The organism is Saccharothrix sp. NPDC042600, from assembly GCF_040647305.1.
GTDB lineage: Bacteria > Actinomycetota > Actinomycetes > Mycobacteriales > Pseudonocardiaceae > Actinosynnema > Actinosynnema mutabilis.
The window spans coordinates 36,002-55,784 of sequence record NZ_JBEZBW010000053.1; the positions used below are offsets into that span (position 1 = coordinate 36,002).

Genomic DNA, 19,783 nt, shown 5'->3' on the forward strand with positions numbered 1-19,783 from the left:
CCGACCGTGATCGTCGTGTGACGGCGGTCGGGTAAGCAGTCCCAGGACCTTGCGGAGAGGCAAGAGGGGGAGCGGTGCCGGAGAACCAGCGACCGGAGTACGACGCTGAGCGGACCACGGCGTTCCAGCCGGTCCGCCCGTCGGGCACCGGTTCGGAGCACCCGACGAACGGCTCCGCGCCGTCCGCCGGTGAGGCGCAGTGGCCCCAGGAGGAGGACGCCTGGCCGCAGGAGGAGCCGGACGAGCCCGCCGCGCGCACCGTGCGGGACGTCGCACCCTCCGAGGCGACCCAGTACATCGACAGCGGCAACCTCCAGGCCTCCGCCGGCGTCACCCACGATGTGCCCAACCCCCACCCCGACGAGGTCACCCGCAAGCTGACCCCGCCCGCCGACGAGACCCGCGCCTTCCCCGGCCCGCAGGCCGCGTCCGACGAGACCCGCGCTTTCACCGGCTCGCAGGGCGCGTACGACGAGACGCACGCGTTCAACGGCCCGCGGGGCGCGATGGACGAGACCCGCGCGTTCGGCGGCCCGCAGGACGGTCCGCGCAACCCGTCCCCGTCCGAGCAGACCACGGTCTTCGCCACCCCGGTCGGCGAGCCCGAGGCGACCGTCCTCGGCCCGGTGATGGTGGACGAGGAGACGCAGGCCGACGAGGACGACCAGCGCCGCAAGAGCCGCAAGAAGGTCGCGCTCGTCGCGGCCGGCGTGTTCGGCCTGCTCGTCCTGCTCTACGGCCTGGACATCCTGGTCTCCAGCGGCAACGTGCCGCGCGGCGTGACCGTGGCCGGCGTCGACGTGGGCGGCATGAGCCACCAGGACGCCGAGCAGAAGCTGCGCGCCGAGATCGGCCCCCGCTTGGAGAAGCCGGTCAAGGCGCGCGCGGGTGACGTGGACACCGAGGTGGATCCGAAGGCCGCGGGCCTGGAGCTGGACTGGGCGGGCACCTTCGAGCGGGCCGGCGACCAGCCGCTGTCCCCGATCACCCGCGTCACGTCGTTCTTCACCTCCCGCGAGGTCGGCTTCGCCACCCGCAGCGACCAGGGCAAGCTGTCCGCCGCGGTCGAGGGCCTGCGCGTCAAGACCGACCACGAGCCGGCCGAGGGCACCATCAAGTTCGAGGGCGGCACGGCCGTCGCCGTGGACCCGAAGCAGGGCCAGAAGCTCGACGCCGACGGCGCCCGCGAGAAGCTCCTCGCCGACTGGGCCGACGGCGGCACCGTCGAGCTGCCGGTCGCGCTCACCCCGGTCAAGACGACCAAGGAGGGCGTGCGCAAGGCGCTGGACGAGGTCGCCAAGCCCGCCGTCGCGTCCCCGGTCGTGGTCAAGGGCGAGGGCAAGGACGCCACGCTCACGCCCGAACAGCTCTTCGCCACCCTGGTCTTCGAGCCCGCCGACGACGGCAGCCTGACCGTCAAGGTGGACAACAACAAGGTCGTGGAGGCCGCCGGCCCGCAGCTCAAGGACACGGAGAAGGAGGGCAAGGACGCCGAGATCGTGTTCGAGGGCGGCCGGCCCACCGTCAAGCCGTCCGTGGACGGGCTGACCATCGACTGGGAGAAGTCGCTGGTCCCGTACCTGGAGGTGCTCAAGCGCGCCGACCAGCGGGAGATCAAGGCGGAGTACAAGAAGTCGCCCGCCAAGGTGACCACCGAGCAGGCCAACCAGATGGGCATCAAGGAGGTCATCGGCGAGTTCCAGACCGGTGGCTTCGCGGCCGACTCGGGCGTGAACATCCGCGTGGTGGCCCAGAAGGTCAACGGCGCGATCGTGAAGCCCGGCGAGACCTTCTCCCTCAACGGCTTCACCGGCCCCCGCGGCACCGCCCAGGGCTACGTCGAGGCGGGCATCATCGAGAACGGCGCTCCCGGCCGCGCGGTCGGCGGCGGCATCTCCCAGTTCGCGACGACGCTCTACAACGCGGCGTACCACGCGGGCATGAAGGACGCCGGCCACAAGGAGCACAGCTACTGGATCTCCCGCTACCCGGCGGGCCGCGAGGCCACGGTGTTCATGGACGGGGCGGGCAACAGCCTGATCGACATCAAGTTCACCAACCCCGACCAGACCGGCGTGGCGATCCAGACCATCTGGACCCCGTCCTCGCTGAAGATCGTGCTGTGGGGGACGAAGAACTACGACGTCAGCGGCTCGACCAGCGAGCGGACGAACTTCACCGAGCCGCAGGAGATCAAGAAGACGACCCAGCCGTGCGTGCCCAGCAACGGCGCGCAGGGCTTCACGGTGACGGACACCCGGACCATCACCGACCGTCGGACGGGCCAGACCCGGTCGGAGTCGCGCACGGTCAAGTACGACCCGTCGCCGAAGATCGTCTGCGAGGCCCCACCCGCCGGCTAGCGCACGCGGCAAACCCAACGCCTACGGCCACACGCCGTAGGCGTTGTTTTTTCGCGGCCGAAGGCGCGCGCTTTTGCAGGGCTATTTAGCCCAAGGAAGGGCCTCGGTTCGTTCCCCGTACGGCCTGGGCGCAGCCCAACCGCGCTTTGGGGTTCTTGGCAACCAGCTTTTCCGGTTGCCAAGAACCCCAAAGGGTGGTTGCCTCCGGCAGGCCGTACGGGGAACGAACCGACGCCCTTCCACCCCCGGGGGCCTGCCCGCCGGCGAGGCGCTTTTGATCTTTCGAGCGCGAAGCGCGTCCGAGCTTGAGAGCGCGGAGCGCGTTGCGTGAAGACCCGCGAAGCGAGGGCTTGAGAGCGTGAGCGTTGGGTTTAAGAGCTTAAAAGAGCCTCGCCGGCGGGCAGGCCGCCGGAGATGACAAAAGCAAAAGAAAGAGCGGGGGCTTCTTGCTTGTGTCATCTCCGTATGGCCTGGCGGAGCCAACCACACTTTTGGCCGGGTGCCGCTAAATTTTTTGCTCGTTCCTCACAAAAAATTCGGCTGCACCCGACCAAAAGTGTGGTAGCCCTTCGGGCAGGCCATACGGAGATGACACAAGCAAGAAGCCCGGGTTGGGGTGTGACCTCACCAGGCCCCTGTGCTCCGCGCTGCGCGCGTCGAAGCGGAGTTGCGCGCGTCGAAGCGGCGCTGCGTGTCGAGCGGTGCTGCGTGTCGGAAGGGGTGCTGCTTGTACCGGCCTTTCCGCATTGGTGCGGTGTGGATGCTGGGTCGGGAGGAATCTGGGGGGTGTGCCCCCATGTGCGGGTGGGGGTGGGGGTGTCAGGTTGGGAGGGTGATCCCTTCCGCCTTAGACGCGCTCCCCGCCTCCTGGTGGCGAGGTGGTGTGCGAGGGACCGCCCCCGAACTGGTCGCCCCGCTCGGGCGGCCGGCATGGGCCGCGTTCGTGGAACGCGCCACCGCGACCGCGGCCCATGCCAACTTCCCCGGTGGGGACTGGTTGGACGCCTTCGCGTTCGCGCTCCGGCCGCTGGTGCGCGGGGCCGTGGCGTTGGATCCCCGGCTCGCCGCCGACCGCTCGTTCGCGAAGGACCTCGGGCACCGGCTCGCGCGGATCGCCGCCCGCACGCTGGTCCTCGAACTGAACCTCGCGCGGCTGGCCGGCCGCCTGGAAGGCGACACCCCGCAGGACCGGTTCGCGCACTTCGTGGAGAACGTCGATCTCGCCGACGTCCTGCGCCGCTACCCCGTGCTGGCCCGACTGCTCGGCCAGGCCGGGCTGCACGCCGCGCACGCGCACCGCGAGCTGCTGGACCGGCTCTCCCAGGACCGCACGGAGATCGTCCGCACCCTGCTCGACAACCGCGACCCGGGACCGATCGCGGTCGTGGAGAGCAAAGGGGACGTGCACCAGCGCGGGCGCGCGGTGGCCGTGGTGACGTTCGCCGACGGGCGCAAGGTCGTCTACAAGCCCCGGCCGGTCGGGTTGCACCAGGCCTTCGGCGGGCTGCTGGGCTGGTTCGACGGGCACACCGGGTTGGACCTGCGCACGCCGGCCGTGGTCGCGCGGGACACGCACGGGTGGTTGGAGTTCGTCGAGCACAAGGCTTGTGCGGACGTCGAAGGGGTCGGGCGGTTCTACCACCGGCTCGGGGCGCTGCTCGCCCTGCTGTACGCGGTCGACGGCACGGACATGCACTACGAGAACCTGATCGCGCACGGCGACCAGCCGGTGCTGATCGACGTCGAGACCCTGTTCCACCCGACCGTCGGCATCCCGAGCGACCCGGCCGTGCGGGCGTTGGCCCGGTCGGTGCACCGGACGGCCGTGCTGCCGCGGGTGCTGCTCGGCGAGCACGGCGCGCTGGACATCGGCGGGGTCGGCGGGGACGAGCACCAGGCCGCGGTCGGGGTCACCTGGCAGCACCCGGGGACGGACCGGATGCGGCTCGTGCGCCGGCCCGCGCCGTTGCCGCCCGCGGTGAACCGGCCGCGCGTCGGCGAGGCCGAGGCGGAGCCCGCGGACTACGAGGGCGCGCTGCTGGCCGGGTTCCGCCGCGGCTACGACGCGCTCTACGACCACCGCCACGAACTCCTCGGCGACCGCGGCCTGCTGCGGGCGTTCGCCGACCTGCCGGTGCGGTTCGTGCCGCGGATGACCCACCTCTACGCGACCCTCCTGGACGAGTCCACCCACCCGGACGCGTTGCGCGCCGCCCGGGACCGGGAAGCCGCGATGGACCTGCTGTGGGACGAGTCCGACGAGGCCGTCCTGAAAGCGCTGGTGCCGCACGAGCTGACCGACCTGTGGGCCGGTGACGTGCCGCTGTTCACCACCCGGCCGGGCAGCCGGGACGTGTGGACGGCGTGCGGCGAGCGGATCGCGGACCTGCTGCCCGCCACCGGGATCGAGGCCGTCGAGCGCAAGATCGCCGAGCTGGACGAGGTGGACCGGCACGACCAGCAATGGCTGATCACCGCCGCCCTGGCCAGCCGCCCGCGGCCGGTGGACCACCGCTCGGGCGCGGCGGTCCCGGCCCGGCTCGACGCCGGCGTCCCGGACCCGCAACGGCTCCTGGTCGCCGCGTGCGGGATCGCCGACGAGGTCCTCGCGCACGCCACGGCGGACGGCCGCCGGGTCAACTGGGTGGGCCTGGAACTGGTGGACGACCGGCACTGGGCGGTCTCGGCGATGGGCGCGGGCCTGTCCAACGGCTACACCGGCGTGGCGCTGTTCCTGGCCCAGTTGGGCGCGCTCACCGGCGCCGGCCGGTACACCGAGTACGCCCGCGACGCCCTCGCCCCGGTGCCGGCGCTGCTGCGGTCGTTCGCGGCGGACGCGGAACTGGCGGTCGCGGTGGGCAGCGGCGCGTTCCACGGGCTGGGCGGCATCTGCTACGCGTTGGCACGGCTGGCGAACCTGCTCGACGACGCCGAGATCTCGGGCTGGTTGACCGAAGCCGTCGAGATCGCGGCGGCCGTGGAAGCGCTCGGTGAAGACCCCGCGAACATCGTGGAGGGCTGCGCCGGCGGACTGGCCGCGATGACCGCCGTGCACGCGGAAAGCGACCTCCCGGCGGCCGAACGGCTGGCCCGCTCCTACGCCGACCGCCTGCTCGCCGCTACCCCGACCGGCGACGGGTTCGCCCGCGGCCGGGCCGGGGTCGGCTGGGCGCTGCTGCGCTACGCGCGCCTGGCGCACGACCAGCGCTACGCCGTCGCCGGGCGGTCCCACCTGCGGGCGGACCACGCGCTGCGCCAACGCCTCCTGGACGTGGGCGAAGCGGACCACAGCTGGTGCTCCGGGCTGGCCGGCGCGGTGCTCGCGCATTCGGCGCACCCGGATCAGCCGGTCGACGCCCACACGTTGCACCTCGACCGGTGCCTCAACGCGCTGGCGGTGCACGAACCGCTGCGCGACCTCAGCCTGTGCCATGGTGAGCTGGGCGTGCTGGAACCCCTGTCCGTCCTCGCCGAACGCGGGCACGACCTCGCGTCGGCGATGCTCACCCGGCGCGCCGGGCTCGTCCTCGGCGCGTTGGACCAGTACGGAGCGCGGTGCGGCACCCCGGGCGGGGTGCCGTCGGCGGGACTGTTGACCGGTTTGTCGGGGATCGGTTACGGCCTGCTGCGCCTGGGCTTCCCCGAGCGGACGCCCTCCGTGCTGGTGCTCGACCCCACCGCAAGTCCCTACCCCTCCAAGGAGAACCCCCGATGAGCGACGCCAACCACGACGAGGTCCCCACCTGGCGCGACGACCAGGACGGCGACCACCCCGCCGGGGAGATGGCGCTGACCCGCAAGAACAAGACCGGCGCCCGGGCTCGCGCGCTGGCCGGCCTGACCCTGGCCGTGGGCGCGTACGCGGTGGTCGCCGCGAGCCTCGCCGACAGCACGTCGGTGAGCGCGCCCGTCATCCGGTGACCCGCGTCAACGGGTAACACCGCACGAAGGAGCCGAACTGCCCGCGCGGACACTGGGGGTGCGGGCAGTTCGGCGTGCGCTTGACTAAGGTCGGGCCATGCAGACCCGCGCGCCGGTCGTGGTCGGCCGCGACGACGAACTCCGGGTGTTGGACCAGGCCCTCGCCGACGCGGCGGCGTGTCGCGGGCGGGCGGTGTTCCTCGTCGGCGAACCCGGCATCGGCAAGACCCGGCTGGCCCGGGTGACCGCCGGGTCGGCGTTCGACCGCGGCATGCGGGTGCTGCGCGGCCGGGGGTCCACGATCGGGCCGCTGGTGCCGTTCCGGCCGCTGGCCGAGGCGCTGATGTCGCTGCTGCGCGGCGGGGACGCGCCGGACCTGCGGGAACTGGGCCCCTACCAGTCGGCGCTGGGCCGGCTGGTGCCCGAGTGGGGTGCCGAGCCGCGCGAGAACCACTCGATCGTCGTGCTGGCCGAGGCGGTGCTGCGGCTGCTGGCGCTGGTCGGGCGGACCCACCCGTGCCTGCTGGTGCTGGAGGACCTGCACGACGCGGACGCCGAGACGCTCGCGGTCATCGACTACCTGGTGGACAACCTGGACCAGGCGCCGGTCGCGCTGCTGGTGACCATGCGCGCCGACCCCGGCCCGGCGCTGGACGTGGTCCGGCTGGCGGCGCAGCGGGCCGCGGGGACGTTGCTGGAGCTGCGCCGGCTGACCGAGCCGATGGTGCGCGAGATGGTCGCCTCCTGCCTGGAGGTGACCGCGGGGGAGGTGCCCGACGCGGTCGCCGACCGGTTGTGGGCCGACAGCGCCGGCATCCCGTTCGTGGTCGAGGAGATGCTGCACGGGCTGGTCAGCGGCGGGTCGCTGGTGCGCGGGCCCGGCGGCTGGCAGGTGCTGGGCGAGCTGCGCATCGACGTGCCGACGGCGCTGGTGCGGGCCATCGCGCACCGCACCGACCGGCTGGGGCCGCAGGGCCGTGAGCTGCTGTCGGCGGCGGCCGTGCTGGGGCACCGGTTCCCGCTGTCGGTGCTGCGCGAGGTCACCGGCCTGGACGACCGGGCGCTGCTGTCGCACCTGCACGCCGGGGTCGCGGCGCAGCTGGTGACGCCGGACGAGCCGGTGCCGGACTGGTACGCGTTCCGCCACCCGTTGACCGCCGAGGCGCTGCTGGCGCAGTTGACGCCGACGCACCGGGCGGACCTGGCGCGGCGCACCGCGGACGCCGTGCTGCGGCTGCACCCCGAGCTGCCCGGCGAGTGGTGCCCGCTGGTGGCGTCGCTGCGGCTGGACGCGGGGCAGACCGCGGAGGCGGGCCAGTTGCTGGCGGAGGCGGGGCGGCGGGCGTTGGCCGACGGCGCGGCCGGGTCGGCGGTGCGGCTGCTCGACCACGCGCACCGGTTGCTGGCCAGCGGGGTGGACGTGGCGATCCGGGCGGACGTGCTGCGGTCGCTGCTGCCGGCGCTGGGCGAGGCGGGGCAGTTCGAGCGGGCGTTCGCGCTGGCCGACACCGTGGCGGAGCTGAGCGCGGCCGGGTTGCCGCCGGTGCGGCGGGCCGAGCTGCACACGATCCTGGCGCGCGTGGCGTGGCTGTCGGGGCGGTTGGCGGAGGGCGGCGCGCAGGTGGACGCGGCCCGCGCCCTGCTGGGTCCGGACGCCGACGACTCGCGCCTGGCGCGGGTGGACGCGGTGGCGGCGTTCCTGGCGCTGGAGGCGCAGCGGCCCGACCGGATCTCCGCCGCCGAGGCGTTGGCGCGACGGGCCGCCGAGGCCGCGTCGCGGGCGTCGTTGCCGGAGGTGGCGTGCGAGGCGTTGCAGCTGCTGGGGATCCTGGCGCGCGACCGCGACCTCGGCGAGGCGACCGGGCACTTCCTGCGGGCGCGGCAGTTGGCGGAGGAGAACCGGCTGCCGATCCACCGGACGTACGCGACCGTGCGGCTGGCGGGCATCGACTGGTTGGCCGACGGGTCGGTGGTCGAGCTGGTCGAGGCGCGTGAGGAGGCGTTGCGGGTCGGCGCGATCACCGTGGCGTACAACGTGGACGCGATCCTCGGGCTGGACGCGGTGCTGCGCGGCGAGTACGCCGTGGCCGAGGAGAAGCTCGCGGTGTGCGGCGAGGGCACGCGGCGGTTGCAGCTCAAGCCGATGACGCTGTACGTGCTGATGGCCCAGGCGACCGCCGCCGCGCACCAGGGCAAGCGGTCCGAAGTGGACAGCGCGGTCGCGCGGTTCCACGAGCTGGGCGGGATCGGGTCGCAGGAACGGCCGTTGTGCTTCGGTCTGGCTCGGGCGTTCTGCGCGTTGTTGGAGGAGGACCGGGACCTCGCGGAGCAGGACGTCGCGCGGGCGATGGCCTACGAGGCCGAGACGCCCACGACGTTCCACCTGTCCGGGACGCACGGGTTGCGCCTGCTGCTCGGGGCGTTGAGCGGTGCGCTCGACCTGGCGGGTTATGCGGAGATCACGCGGTCGGCGGCGGCCGGGATGCGGTGGAACCGGGTGTTCGGGCAGTTCGCGCTGGCGGTGCTGCTCGGGCGCGACGGGCGGGAGGAGGAGGCCGCGGCGGCCGTGCGGGAGGCGCGGGAGGCGGCGGCGATCTACCCGCTGGCGCGGTTCCTGGGGTTGCGCTTGGTGGCCGAGGCGGCGGTGCGCGACGGGTGGGGCGAGCCGGTGGCGTGGCTGCGCGGGGCGGAGGAGTACTTCCACGCCGGCGGGGCGACGGCGGTGGCCAGCGCGTGCCGGGGCCTGTTGCGGCAGGTGGGGGCGTCGGTGCCGCAGCGGCGGACCGGGGTCGAGCAGGTGCCGCGCGAGCTGCGGGCGCTGGGCGTGACCGTGCGGGAGTTCGAAGTGTTCCGGCTGTTGGCGGGGCGGTTGGGGAACAAGGCGATCGCGACCCGGTTGCACATCTCGCCGCGGACGGTGGAGAAGCACGTCGCCAGCCTGATCACCAAGACGTGCCAGCCGGACCGGGAGTCGCTGAGCACGCTGGCCGCCGACCTCTCACCCTCCGACCGGCCCTAGTGCGCGGGATCGCCGTTCGCTAGGACTGGTGGGCGTGAGGACCTTCCTGGCACTTGCGGTGGCAACGGCACTTCTCGCGGTCGGCGCTCCCGGCACGGCCGCCGCCTCCGGCGCGGCTGAGTCGTCTGCGGCGGAGACTTTCGTGGCGGAGTCGTCTGCGGCGGAATCGTCTGCGGCGTCCGACGTCACCCGCGGCCCGTGCGCGTACACGGCCACTCCGGACGACCCGGCGGCCCGCCCCGTGAAGCTGCCCCCGGACCCGCGCCGCACGCCGTCGCACGGCACGGCGTCGGTGGTCCTCGCCACGTCCCAGGGCCCCATCGGGCTGACCCTGACCCGGGCGGCGGCCCCGTGCACCGTCCAGAGCTTCCTGCACCTGGTGCGCAACAAGTTCTACGACGACACGACGTGCCACCGGCTCACGGCGTACCCGACGCTGAAGGTCCTGCAGTGCGGCGACCCGAGCGGCACCGGCGAGCGCGGTCCGGGGTACAAGTACAAGGACGAGCTGCCCACCAACCTCCAGCCGGCCCCCGGCGACCCGACCGGCCAGCGCCGGATCTACCCGAGGGGCACGCTGGCCATGGCCAACGCGGGACCGAACACCAACGGCAGCCAGTTCTTCCTGGTGACGTCGGACTCGGTGCTGCGGCCGAACTACACGGTCTTCGGCCGGATCGACGAGGCGGGGCTCGCGACGCTGGACCGGATCGCGGCGAAGGGCATCGCGCCGACCCCGGACAACCCGGCCCCGGTGGACGGGCGACCGGCCGAGCCGGTGGACATCAGCCGGGCCAAGCGCACCTGCTGAGACCGGAAACCGCTGGTAGGGTGGCTGTGGCGACCGGCCGGGGATGATCACCCGATCGTGCGACATACAGGATCCGCGACCAACCGGCTCCCCGCGCGTCCCGTAGAACAAGGAACGCGGGAACCACGGCACGGCGCGGGGCACGGGTCTGACCGCCGGGCGCGGGGCTCGTCGCCGCCGGGCGCCGAGTTCGTCGCCGCCGGGCGCGGGGCTCGTCGCCGCCGGGCGCGGGTTCACGAGGCCCGGGCGCGGGGTGCGTCGTGGCCGGGCGGGGGTTGGCGGGGCCCGGGCGCTGGGCTCAGGAGGCGGGCGCGGTGACCCGGATGTCGGCGTTCCAGTCCCGGAACGTGTGCTCGGTCTGTTGGAAGGTCTTGTCTTCCAGCGTCTTCAGGGTCTGCTCGACGCGCACCGGCAGGTCGCCCGGCCCCACCCACACCGTCGCGGTCGCCGTGAAGCCCGACTCGTAGGCCGCCATCAGCTGGGTCCGCCGCGTCGGGTCCGTCGTCTGGTCCGCCTGCACCCGCAGGTCCACCAGCAGCGTGTAGCGGCGGGTGGGGGTGCCGTCGATCGTCTCCTCGCCCGTCTGGACCAGCAGCGACCCGCGCAGCGAGCCGACCACCGACCGCGGGTCCACCTCGTCGGCCACCGCCTCGACCGGCGCGCCGGACTTGATCGGCGCGCGGTCCACCCGGCTCAGCCGCGTCCAGCCACCGCCACCGGACCGCGAGTAGCCCGCGTCCGCGAGCACCACGACGTCCACCGAGTCCTCGCGCAGCGACACCAGCCGGGCGTCCCGCGAGCGGACCAGGCCGCCCTCCTGGCGGATCCGCCGGCTCGACATGGTCTGCTCGGCCTCGAACCGCACCGAGTACTGCTCCGCCGACCGGTCGACCAGCGTCCTGACCAGCGTCCCCGCGTCGGGCGCGGGCGGGCCGAGGGTCGGTGTCGGCAGGGCTGTCCTGGTCGTGCAGCCCGCCGACAAGACCAGGCACAGCAGCAACGGGACCAGGGACCTGCGCATGACTCCCCCACGGAACGGTGAACGCCTCCCATCCTTGCGCACCCGCCCCCGGCCCCGCGCGGGAACCACCAAAGTCCACCGACGCCCCGGCTCCCCGGGCGGCTCGACTACCGTGGCGACCATGCCCCACGTGCTCTCGGTCAACACCGGCACCCGCATGGACTTCAACGCCGCCACGCTCGACCACACCGGCATCGCCAAGCGACCCGTCACCGGCCCGGTGCACGTCCACGCGCCGGAGTCCGGCAGCGGCGTCGAGGGCGACTTCGTCGCCGACACCAAGAACCACGGCGGCGAGCTGAAGGCCGTCTACGCCTACGCCCGCGAGGACCTCGACGTGTGGTCCGCCGAGCTGGGCCGCGACCTCGCGCCGGGCCTGTTCGGCGAGAACCTGACCACCGAGGGCGTGGACCTGACCGGCGCGGTCCTCGGCGAACGGTGGCGCGTGGGCACGGCGGTCCTGCAGGTCACCGGGCCGCGCATCCCGTGCTCGACGTTCGCGCGGATCATGGAGCGGGACGGCTGGGTGAAGGCGTTCACCGCGAAGGCGACGCCCGGCGCGTACTTCCGCGTCCTCGAACCGGGGCTGGTCGCCGCCGGGGACGAGGCGGTCCTGCTCGACCGCCCCGGCCACGACGTCACGATCGGGCTCACCTTCCGCGCCGTCACGCTGGAACCGGCCCTGTTGCCGCGCCTGCTCGACGCGGGCGACCACCTCCCGGAGAACCTGCGCGACCGCGTCGAGCGCCGCCTGACCGGCAAACCCGCCTGACCGACCGCACCCGACCGGCCGTGTCGGGTCAGGCCAGCGCGGAGAGCTTCTCGAACTCCTCGTCGGTCAGCTCGATCGTCCGCGCGGCGGTGTTCTCCTCCAGGTGCGCGATCGAGGAGGTGCCCGGGATCGGCAGCACGTTCGGCGCGCGCCGCAGCAGCCACGCCAGCGCGAGCTGCGCCGGGGTGGCGCCGTGCTCGCGCGCGGCCGTGTCCAGGACGCCGCCGGGTCGGGCGATCTCGCCGCTGGCCACCGGGAACCACGGGATGAACGCGATGCCGTGCTCGGTCGTGTAGTCGAGCACGGCCTCGTGCTGCCGGTTCGCCAGGTTGTAGAGGTTCTGGACGCTGACGATCGGCGCGACGGCCTGTGCCGCCTTGAGCTGCTCGACGTCCACTTCGGACAGTCCGATGTGCCGGATCTTGCCCTCCTCCTGGAGCTTGCGCAGCTCGCCGACCTGGTCCTCCAGCGGGTAGTCGGGGTCGATCCGGTGCAGCTGGAACAGGTCGATGCGCTCGACGCCCAGCCGGCGCAGGCTGGCCTCGGCGGACGCGCGCAGGTACTCGGGCTTGCCCAGGATCGGCCACTCACCCGGGCCGGTGCGCAGCAGACCCGCCTTGGTGGCCACGACCAGGCCGTCGGCGTACGGGTGCAGCGCCTCCTTGATCAACTCCTCGTTGACGTGCGGGCCGTACGAGTCGGCCGTGTCGATGAAGTCGATCCCGAGCTCGACGGCCCGGCGCAGCACCGCGATCGCGTTGTCGCGGTCGGCCGGGTACCCCCAGATGCCCTCGCCGGTCAGCCGCATGGCCCCGTAGCCCAGGCGGTTGACGGTCAGGTCCCCACCGAGCGAGAAAGTCTCGGACACCTCAGGTGCTCCTCTTGTCAGGTGACGTTCCCTCTCGCCAACCTGACGGAGTCGGGAGGTGTTCCCCGTTTCGCCGAGAGAGATGGTCGGAACAAATCGGCGCTTCGTCCATCCGGCGGACATCGCGAATATTCTTCATGTCCCTAGGCTCGTCGTCGAGACGATCGAGGAGCCACCACCATGAAGCGTCTGATAGCCGCAGTGACCCTGCTCCTGCCCGTGCTGTCCGGATCGGCTTTCGCCGGCACGGCCGTCGCCGAACCGGCTTCGACCGGGACCGCCACCGGCGGGACCGCTGTCGGTGTCCACAACGCCTACACCCAGCAGGCCGCCCCGTACCTGGTCGACGTGCTCGACAAGAAACCGGGCATGGTCGAGATCGACGTCTGGACCAACTTCCTCTTCAGCCGCGACTTCCAGGTCGGCCACGACCCGGGCAACACCAACAACTGCGCCCGCGCGACCACGTACGAGGAGTTGCGCACGGGTTCGCGCAACCAGAACCTGGCGGGCTGCCTGCGCAACATCCGCCTCTGGCACGACCGCAACCCGAACCACCCGCCGGTCGTGCTCAAGGTCGAGTTCAAGAACGGCTTCGACGACCGGGGCGGCTACGGCCCCGACGAGTTCGACCGCCTGGTGGCCGAGCACCTGGGCGCCGGATCCGTCTTCGGCCCGGCCCACCTGATCGGCACCCACCCGACCCTGGACGCCGCCGCCCGCGCCGGCGCGTGGCCGAGCCGTGCGGCGTTGACCGGGAAGTTCTTGATCCTGGTGGAGGTCGGGACGTTCGAGGCCCAGAACCCGTTCGACAACTACGACACGGACCTGGAGTACGCGGACCGCCTGATCGCCGCGCGGAACAGCGGCACCCTGTCGTCGGCGCTGGCGTTCCCCGCGATCAACGGGGCGTCGCAGTCGGATCCGCGGGTCGGTGATCGAGGTGGGGCGCGGGCACCGTGGTTCGTGGCGTTCGACGGCAGCGCGAGCGCTTACGCGAGCCACCCTGGGGACTCTTACCTGGGTGGCCACTACCTGGTGGTCATGACCGACGCCCACTCCGTGGCACCGGCCATCGACGCCCGCACCCCGTCCGTGGCCGACGCCCAGGCCCGCGTCCGCCTGCTCGCGGGCAAGGGGGCGACCATCGTGTCCAGCGACTGGCTGGACCCGGCGATCGTGGGCTACTCGGTCTGACCGCACCGCTCAGGCGAGTCCGACGGCCAGGCGGAGCGGGCACGGGCGAGCGGACCAGGCGCGGCGGACGGGTAGCGCCGGGCTCGGGCCAGCGCGGCGAAGTGCTCGTAGAATCGTCGGATTGTTGAGCAATCCGACGATCCTACGAGCACCAAGCGAGCGTGGCGGAGTGATGTGCCCTGAGCCGACAGGCTCGGGCGGCTGGGGTCAGCGGGTTTTTGCTACCAGGGTCAGGACGTCGTACTTGGCCACCGACTCGCCCTTCTGGTTCACCAGGTCGGCGTCCCAACGCACTTCGCCGTACTCCTGGTCCTCGCGCGGCGTGATCTGCTTCGCCGTCAGGGTCACCGTCAGCTCGTCCCCCGGGAACGTCGGCGTCAGGAACCGCAGGTTCTCCAACCCGTAGTTCGCCAACACCGGCCCCGGTTCCGGCGACACGAACAACCCCGCCGCGAACGACACCACCAGGTACCCGTGCGCCACGCGCCCCCCGAAGAACGGGTTCGCCGCCGCCGCTTCCTCATCCATGTGCGCGTAGAACGTGTCCCCGGTGAACGACGCGAAGTGCTCGATGTCCTCCAACGTCACCGTGCGCGGCCCGGCCACCACCGTGTCGCCGATCCGCAACTCCGCCAACGACTTCCGGAACGGGTGCTCACCCTCGGTGTTCCGCTCGGCACCGGCGACCCACCGCCCCGTCACCGCGGTCAGCACCCGCGGGCTGCCCTGGACGGCCGTCCGCTGCATGTGGTGCAGCACGCCACGAATGCCGCCCATCTCCTCACCGCCACCGGCCCGTCCCGGACCACCGTGCACCAGCGCCGGCAGCGGCGAGCCGTGGCCCGTGGACTCCTTCGCGTCGTCCCGGTCCAGCACCAGCAGCCGCCCGTGCCACGGCGCGACGCCCAGCACGACGTCGCGCGCGAAGTCCGCGTCGTACGTCACCACGGACCCGACCAGGCTGCCCGTCCCCCGCGCCGCCAGCTCGACGGCCTGCTCCACACCGTCGTAGGGCAGCAACGTGGACACCGGCCCGAACGCCTCCACCTCGTGCGGCTGCGCGCGGTCGGGGTCGGCCTTGAGCAGCACGGGCGACATGAACGCACCGCGTTCCGCGTCGGCGTCCACCACGTCGACCCGGTCCAGCGACCCGTACACGACGTCGCCGGCCTCCAGCAACGCCTTGAGCGACCGCCGCACCTCCTCCCGCTGCTCCAGTCCCGCCAGCGCGCCCATGCGCACGGACTCGTTCGCCGGGTTGCCGATCACGACCTTCGCCAGCCGCTCCCGGGCGGCCTCGGCGACGGCGTCCAGCAGGCCGGCGGGCACCAGGGCGCGGCGGATGGCCGTGCACTTCTGGCCCGCCTTCACGGTCATCTCGCTGACCAACTGCTTGACGAACAGGTCGAACTCCGGCGTCCCCGGCTCGGCGTCCGGACCGAGGATCGAGCAGTTCAGCGAGTCGGCCTCGGCGTTGAACCGCACGGACGACCGGACCACCGCCGGGTGCGTGCGCAGGTGTTGGGCCGTGGACGCGGAGCCGGTGAAGCCGACCAGGTCCTGCTCGGTGAGGTGGTCGAGCAGGTCGCCCGCGCTGCCGCAGACCAACTGCACCGAGCCCTCGGGCAGCAGGCCCGAGTCCAGCATCAGCGACACCAGCTTCTCGGTGATGTACGCGGTCTGCGAGGCGGGCTTGATCAGCGACGGGACGCCGGCGATGAACGCGGGCGCGAACTTCTCCAGCGGGCCCCACATGGGGAAGTTGAAGGCGTTGATCTGCACGGCGACGCCGCGCAGCGGGGTGGCGATGTGCTGGCCCAGGAACGTGCCGCCCCGGCTGAGCGGTTCGACGCCGCCGTCCACGTAGACCGACGCGTTGGGCAGCTCGCGCTTGGCCTTGCCGGCGTAGCCGAACAGCACACCGATGCCGCCGTCCACGTCGATCAGCGAGTCCGTCCTGGTCGCGCCGGACCGGGCGGACAGCGCGTACAGCTCGTCGCGGTGCTCGCGCAGGTGCGAGGCGAGGGCCTTGAGCAGGGCGGCGCGCTGGTGGAAGGTCAGCTCGCGCAGCGCGGGACCGCCGACCCGCCGGCCGTGGTCGAGGGCCGCCGCCATGTCGACGCCCGCCGACGATATGCGGGCGATCTCCTCGCCGGTCACCGCGTCGTGCAGCGGGACGCCCTCGACGGACGGCGTGTGCCACTGACCGGACACGTAGCTGCGGAGCATGGCCATCGGGTCTCGACCTCCTCGTCGGGTGCCGGTGGGTGTCCCGGCCTAGCGACAGTAAAGCGCCCGTACTTTCATCGTGACTTGATTAAAGGCGATGCAGTAACTTCGGGCCACGCCGCTGCACCGAAAGGCCGCCTTTTTCACGGAAGGGACCGGTGTCGATGAGGACACGAGTGCTGGTCAGCGCGGTCGCGTTGGCCCTGGGAGGGCTCGCCGCGCCCGCGGCGCACGCCGCGCCCGCCGCGGGGCCCGCGCCGCTGGCCGTCACGTTCGCCGACGAGTTCAACGGCCCGGCGGGCACGCGCGTCGACGGCGCCAAGTGGAACACCGAGGTCGGCGACAACGGCGGGAACAACCGGGAGCACCAGTACTACACGACCTCGGCGTCCAACGCGGCGCTCGACGGCGCGGGCAACCTGGTGATCACCGCCCGCAAGGAGAACCCGGGCAACTACAACTGCTGGTACGGCCGCTGCCAGTACACCTCCGCGCGGATCAACACCTCCGGCAAGTTCACCACCACCTACGGCCGGGTCGAGGCGCGCATGAAGATGCCGCGCGGCAAGGGCATCTGGCCCGCGTTCTGGATGCTCGGCCAGGACATCGGCAGCGTCGGCTGGCCCAACAGCGGCGAGATCGACATCATGGAGTTCCTGGGGCACCAGCAGAACACGGTGTACGGGACGATCCACGGCCCCGGTTATTCCGGTGCCGGCGGCATCGGCATGGCCTACAACGGCCCGAACTTCGCCGACGGCTTCCACACCTTCGCCGTCGACTGGACGCCGCAGGGCATCGCGTGGTCCGTGGACGGCCACGTGTACCAGCGGCGGACGCCCGCCGACCTGGGCGGGCGGCAGTGGGTGTTCAACAAGCCGTTCTTCATCATCCTCAACCTCGCCGTCGGCGGCGAGTGGCCCGGCTACCCCGACGCGTCCACGGTGTTCCCGCAGCAGTTCGTGATCGACTACGTGCGAGTGTCCACTCCGGACAGTGGCACGAGCGGCCGGATCACGGGCGTGGGCGGGAAGTGCGTGGACGTGGCGGGCGCGAACACCGCGAACGGCACGCCGGTCCAGCTGTGGGACTGCAACGGGACGGCGGCGCAGCAGTGGACGCGTCCCGGTGACGGCACGATCCGCGCCCTGGGCAAGTGCCTGGACGCGGCGGCGGCCGGCACGGCGGACGGCACGCTCGTGCAGTTGTGGGACTGCAACGGGACCGGGGCGCAGCAGTGGGCGGTCAGCGGGGCGAACGACATCGTGAACATCCCGGCGAACAAGTGCCTGGACGCGCAGAACGCCTCGTCCGCCAACGGGACCAGGTTGCAGCTGTGGACGTGCACCGGCGGCGCCAACCAGAAGTGGACCGTTGCGGCATGATCGGTGGATGGACGAACTGATCCGCGCCGAGGCCGCGACCGCCGAACGGGACCGGGTGGTGACCCCGCCGGTGGTGGCGGCCCTGGTCGAGGCGGGTGCGACGCGCATGCTCGCGCCCGCCTCGCTCGGCGGCGGGGAGATGGACCTGCCGTCGTGGCTGGTGGCGGTGGAGGGCCTGGCGCGGGCCGACGGGTCCACCGGGTGGACGGCGATGACGACCAGCGCGACGTCGGCGCTGGCCTGGTACCTGCCGGCGGACGGCGCCGCGGAGGTGTTCGGGTCGCCCACGTCGGTGGTCGCCGGGACGGCCGCGCCGGTGGGGCGCGCGGTGGCGGCGGACGGCGGCTACCGGGTCACCGGCCGGTGGGGGTGGGGCAGCGCGGTGCCGCTGTGCACCTGGGTGGCCGGCGGCGCGGTGACGCCGGACGGTCCGCGGTTCGTGCTGTTCCCCCGGTCGGCGGTGACCGTGCACGACACCTGGGACGCGGCCGGGTTGCGGGCCACCGCGTCGCACGAGTGGGAGGTGTCCGGGGAGTTCGTGCCGCTGCGGCGGTCCGTGTGGCCGGCCGCCGCCGAGGTGGACGCGCCGCTGGCGCGGTTCCCGTTCATCGCGTTCCTGGCGTTGGGGGTGGCGGCGGTCGGGTTGGGCATCGCGGCGCGGGCGGTCGAGGAGGCGGCGGCGTTGGCGGTGGTCAAGACCCCGCAGTACACCTCGACGGTGCCGGCCGCGCAGGCGTCGGCGCAGATCGACCTGGCGACGGCGGAGGCGCGGTTGTCCGCGGCGCGGGCGTTCCTGCACGCGGAGACGGCCGCGCGGTGGGCCGACGCGGTGGCGGGCGTGCCGGTGGGGGTGGGTGACCGGGCGCGGCTGCGGTTGGCCTGTTCGCACGCGGCGGCGGAGGCGGCTTCGGTGACGCGGTTGGCGTTCGACCTGGGTGGCGGCAGCGCGGTGTTCGCGGACTCGCCGTTGCAGCGGTGCCTGCGGGACGCGCACGTGGCGGCGCAGCACGGGCTGGTGTCGCGGCGGTTGTTCGAGACCTACGGGGCGGTGCGGTTGGGGGTGGCGGTGGACACGAGCCGGTTGTGAAATCGCGCGGCCGGCGGGGGTGTTGTCCTTGGTGTGAAGCTCTCGGTGCTGGACAGGTCGCGGACGCGGACGGGTGTGGGGCACGCCGAGGCGTTGCGGGAGACGGTCGCGTTCGCGCGGGCGGTGGAGGCGTTGGGGTACCACCGGTTCTGGGTGTCCGAGCACCACGGGGTGCCGGGGGTGGCCGGGTCGGCGCCGACGGTGCTGGCGGCGGCGGTCGCTGCGGCGACGTCCCGGATCCGGGTGGGGACCGGCGGGGTGATGTTGCCCAACCACCGGCCGTTGGTGGTGGCCGAGCAGTTCGGGGTGCTGGATTCGCTGTTCCCGGGGCGGATCGACATGGGGTTGGGGCGGTCGGTGGGGTTCACCGAGCCGGTGCGGCGGGCGTTGGGGCCGGTGGACGCCGACGGGTTCGAGGAGCAGGTGGGTGAGCTGCTGTCGTACTTCGCCGACACGGCGGGGGTGCGGGCTTATCCGGCGCCGGGGCGTGCGGTGCCCGCGTTCGTGCTGGCGACCGGGGCGGGGGCGGGGGTGGCGGCCCGGTCGGGGTTGCCGTTGGTGATCGGGGGGTTCCGCGGGGAGGAGGCGATGGTGTCGGCGATCGCCGATTACCGGTCCTCTTTCCGGCCTTCGGCTTGGGCTGCCGAGCCGTACGTGGTGGTGTCGTTGGCCGTCGCGGTGGCTCCGACGACGGAGGACGCCTGGCGGTTGCTGGTTCCGGAGGCCTGGTCGATGGCGTACTCGCGGACCCGCGGGGAGTTCCCGGCGTTGCGGGCGCCCGAGGACATCCTGTCGTTGGCGATGCGCCCGCGGGAACGCCGGTACTTCGAGGAGGCCCTGCGGGGCCACGTCTTCGGCACGCCCACGGAGGTCGCGAAGGCGTTGGACGGGCTGCGGGCGCGGACGGGGGCGGACGAGGTCCTGGTGACCACGAGCACGTACGACCGCGCCGCCTTGCTCGACTCCTACCGCCTCCTGGCCGACCTGCCGACGGTCGGAGGCTGACGCGGGCGACGAGCGGCGATGCGGATCGATGGTGATCGGCAGGGTCGCCGCCGGGTCGGTCAGCAGGGTGCGGTCCGGCGTCAACGCCAGCTCTGCCGCACCGAC

At 72.8% G+C, this 19,783-nt stretch carries 13 protein-coding genes; 10 read left to right on the forward strand and 3 right to left on the reverse strand.

From position 1 onward, the window contains the following. Positions 1 to 74: 74 nt before the first annotated feature. The 5 genes from AB0A74_RS27040 to AB0A74_RS27060 all read left to right on the forward strand — a co-directional run bounded on the left by AB0A74_RS27040 (position 75) and on the right by AB0A74_RS27060 (position 10,114). Entirely contained in the window at positions 75 to 2,363 is a 2,289-nt protein-coding gene (locus tag AB0A74_RS27040; protein WP_358253667.1) for a VanW family protein, read from the forward strand. A gap of 883 nt (positions 2,364 to 3,246) precedes the next feature. Beyond that, a complete protein-coding gene (locus tag AB0A74_RS27045) occupies positions 3,247 to 6,078 on the forward strand; it encodes a type 2 lanthipeptide synthetase LanM family protein (RefSeq protein ID WP_358253669.1) in 2,832 nt (943 codons plus the stop codon). Then, positions 6,075 to 6,284: a hypothetical protein gene (locus tag AB0A74_RS27050; RefSeq protein WP_358253671.1), complete on the forward strand. Its 210-nt coding sequence runs from the start codon at positions 6,075 to 6,077 to the stop codon at positions 6,282 to 6,284. Before AB0A74_RS27045 ends, AB0A74_RS27050 begins: the two co-directional genes overlap by 4 nt. Before the next feature lie 97 nt (positions 6,285 to 6,381). Beyond that, on the forward strand, positions 6,382 to 9,303 hold the full coding sequence (locus AB0A74_RS27055) for an AAA family ATPase (protein ID WP_358253673.1): 2,922 nt from the start codon (positions 6,382 to 6,384) through the stop codon (positions 9,301 to 9,303). A gap of 142 nt (positions 9,304 to 9,445) precedes the next feature. Further along, the gene (locus AB0A74_RS27060; RefSeq protein WP_358253675.1) at positions 9,446 to 10,114 is read left to right on the forward strand and encodes a peptidylprolyl isomerase; all 669 of its coding nucleotides are present in this window, start codon (positions 9,446 to 9,448) and stop codon (positions 10,112 to 10,114) included. A 298-nt stretch (positions 10,115 to 10,412) separates the two neighbouring features. On the opposite strand, the gene AB0A74_RS27065 is transcribed toward AB0A74_RS27060, so the two are convergent. Next, positions 10,413 to 11,135, reverse strand: a complete 723-nt coding sequence (locus AB0A74_RS27065; protein WP_358253677.1) for a hypothetical protein — start codon at positions 11,133 to 11,135, stop codon at positions 10,413 to 10,415. Positions 11,136 to 11,256: 121 nt separating this feature from the next. Between AB0A74_RS27065 and AB0A74_RS27070 the strand changes: the two genes are divergently transcribed. Then, complete coding sequence (locus AB0A74_RS27070; RefSeq protein ID WP_358253679.1) at positions 11,257 to 11,907, forward strand: MOSC domain-containing protein; 651 nt, start codon at positions 11,257 to 11,259, stop codon at positions 11,905 to 11,907. A 28-nt stretch (positions 11,908 to 11,935) separates the two neighbouring features. On the opposite strand, the gene AB0A74_RS27075 is transcribed toward AB0A74_RS27070, so the two are convergent. After that, complete coding sequence (locus AB0A74_RS27075) at positions 11,936 to 12,775, reverse strand: aldo/keto reductase (protein WP_358253680.1); 840 nt, start codon at positions 12,773 to 12,775, stop codon at positions 11,936 to 11,938. 180 nt (positions 12,776 to 12,955) lie between these two features. On the opposite strand from AB0A74_RS27075, the gene AB0A74_RS27080 reads away from it, so the two are divergent. Further along, complete coding sequence (locus tag AB0A74_RS27080; protein ID WP_358253682.1) at positions 12,956 to 13,972, forward strand: phosphatidylinositol-specific phospholipase C domain-containing protein; 1,017 nt, start codon at positions 12,956 to 12,958, stop codon at positions 13,970 to 13,972. A 207-nt stretch (positions 13,973 to 14,179) separates the two neighbouring features. On the opposite strand, the gene paaZ is transcribed toward AB0A74_RS27080, so the two are convergent. After that, positions 14,180 to 16,207: a phenylacetic acid degradation bifunctional protein PaaZ gene (gene paaZ, locus AB0A74_RS27085; protein WP_358253684.1), complete on the reverse strand. Its 2,028-nt coding sequence runs from the start codon at positions 16,205 to 16,207 to the stop codon at positions 14,180 to 14,182. Positions 16,208 to 16,365: 158 nt separating this feature from the next. Here paaZ and AB0A74_RS27090 point away from each other — a divergent pair, with 158 nt between their 5' ends. The 3 genes from AB0A74_RS27090 to AB0A74_RS27100 are packed head-to-tail and all read left to right on the forward strand — an operon-like array spanning position 16,366 to position 19,678. Then, the gene (locus AB0A74_RS27090; protein WP_358253685.1) at positions 16,366 to 17,586 is read left to right on the forward strand and encodes a family 16 glycosylhydrolase; all 1,221 of its coding nucleotides are present in this window, start codon (positions 16,366 to 16,368) and stop codon (positions 17,584 to 17,586) included. A gap of 7 nt (positions 17,587 to 17,593) precedes the next feature. Further along, entirely contained in the window at positions 17,594 to 18,673 is a 1,080-nt protein-coding gene (locus AB0A74_RS27095; RefSeq protein ID WP_358253687.1) for an acyl-CoA dehydrogenase family protein, read from the forward strand. Positions 18,674 to 18,706: 33 nt separating this feature from the next. Further along, positions 18,707 to 19,678 carry an MsnO8 family LLM class oxidoreductase gene (locus tag AB0A74_RS27100; protein ID WP_358253689.1) on the forward strand — a complete coding sequence of 324 codons (972 nt, stop codon included), beginning with the start codon at positions 18,707 to 18,709 and terminating at the stop codon, positions 19,676 to 19,678. Positions 19,679 to 19,783 lie beyond the last annotated feature (105 nt).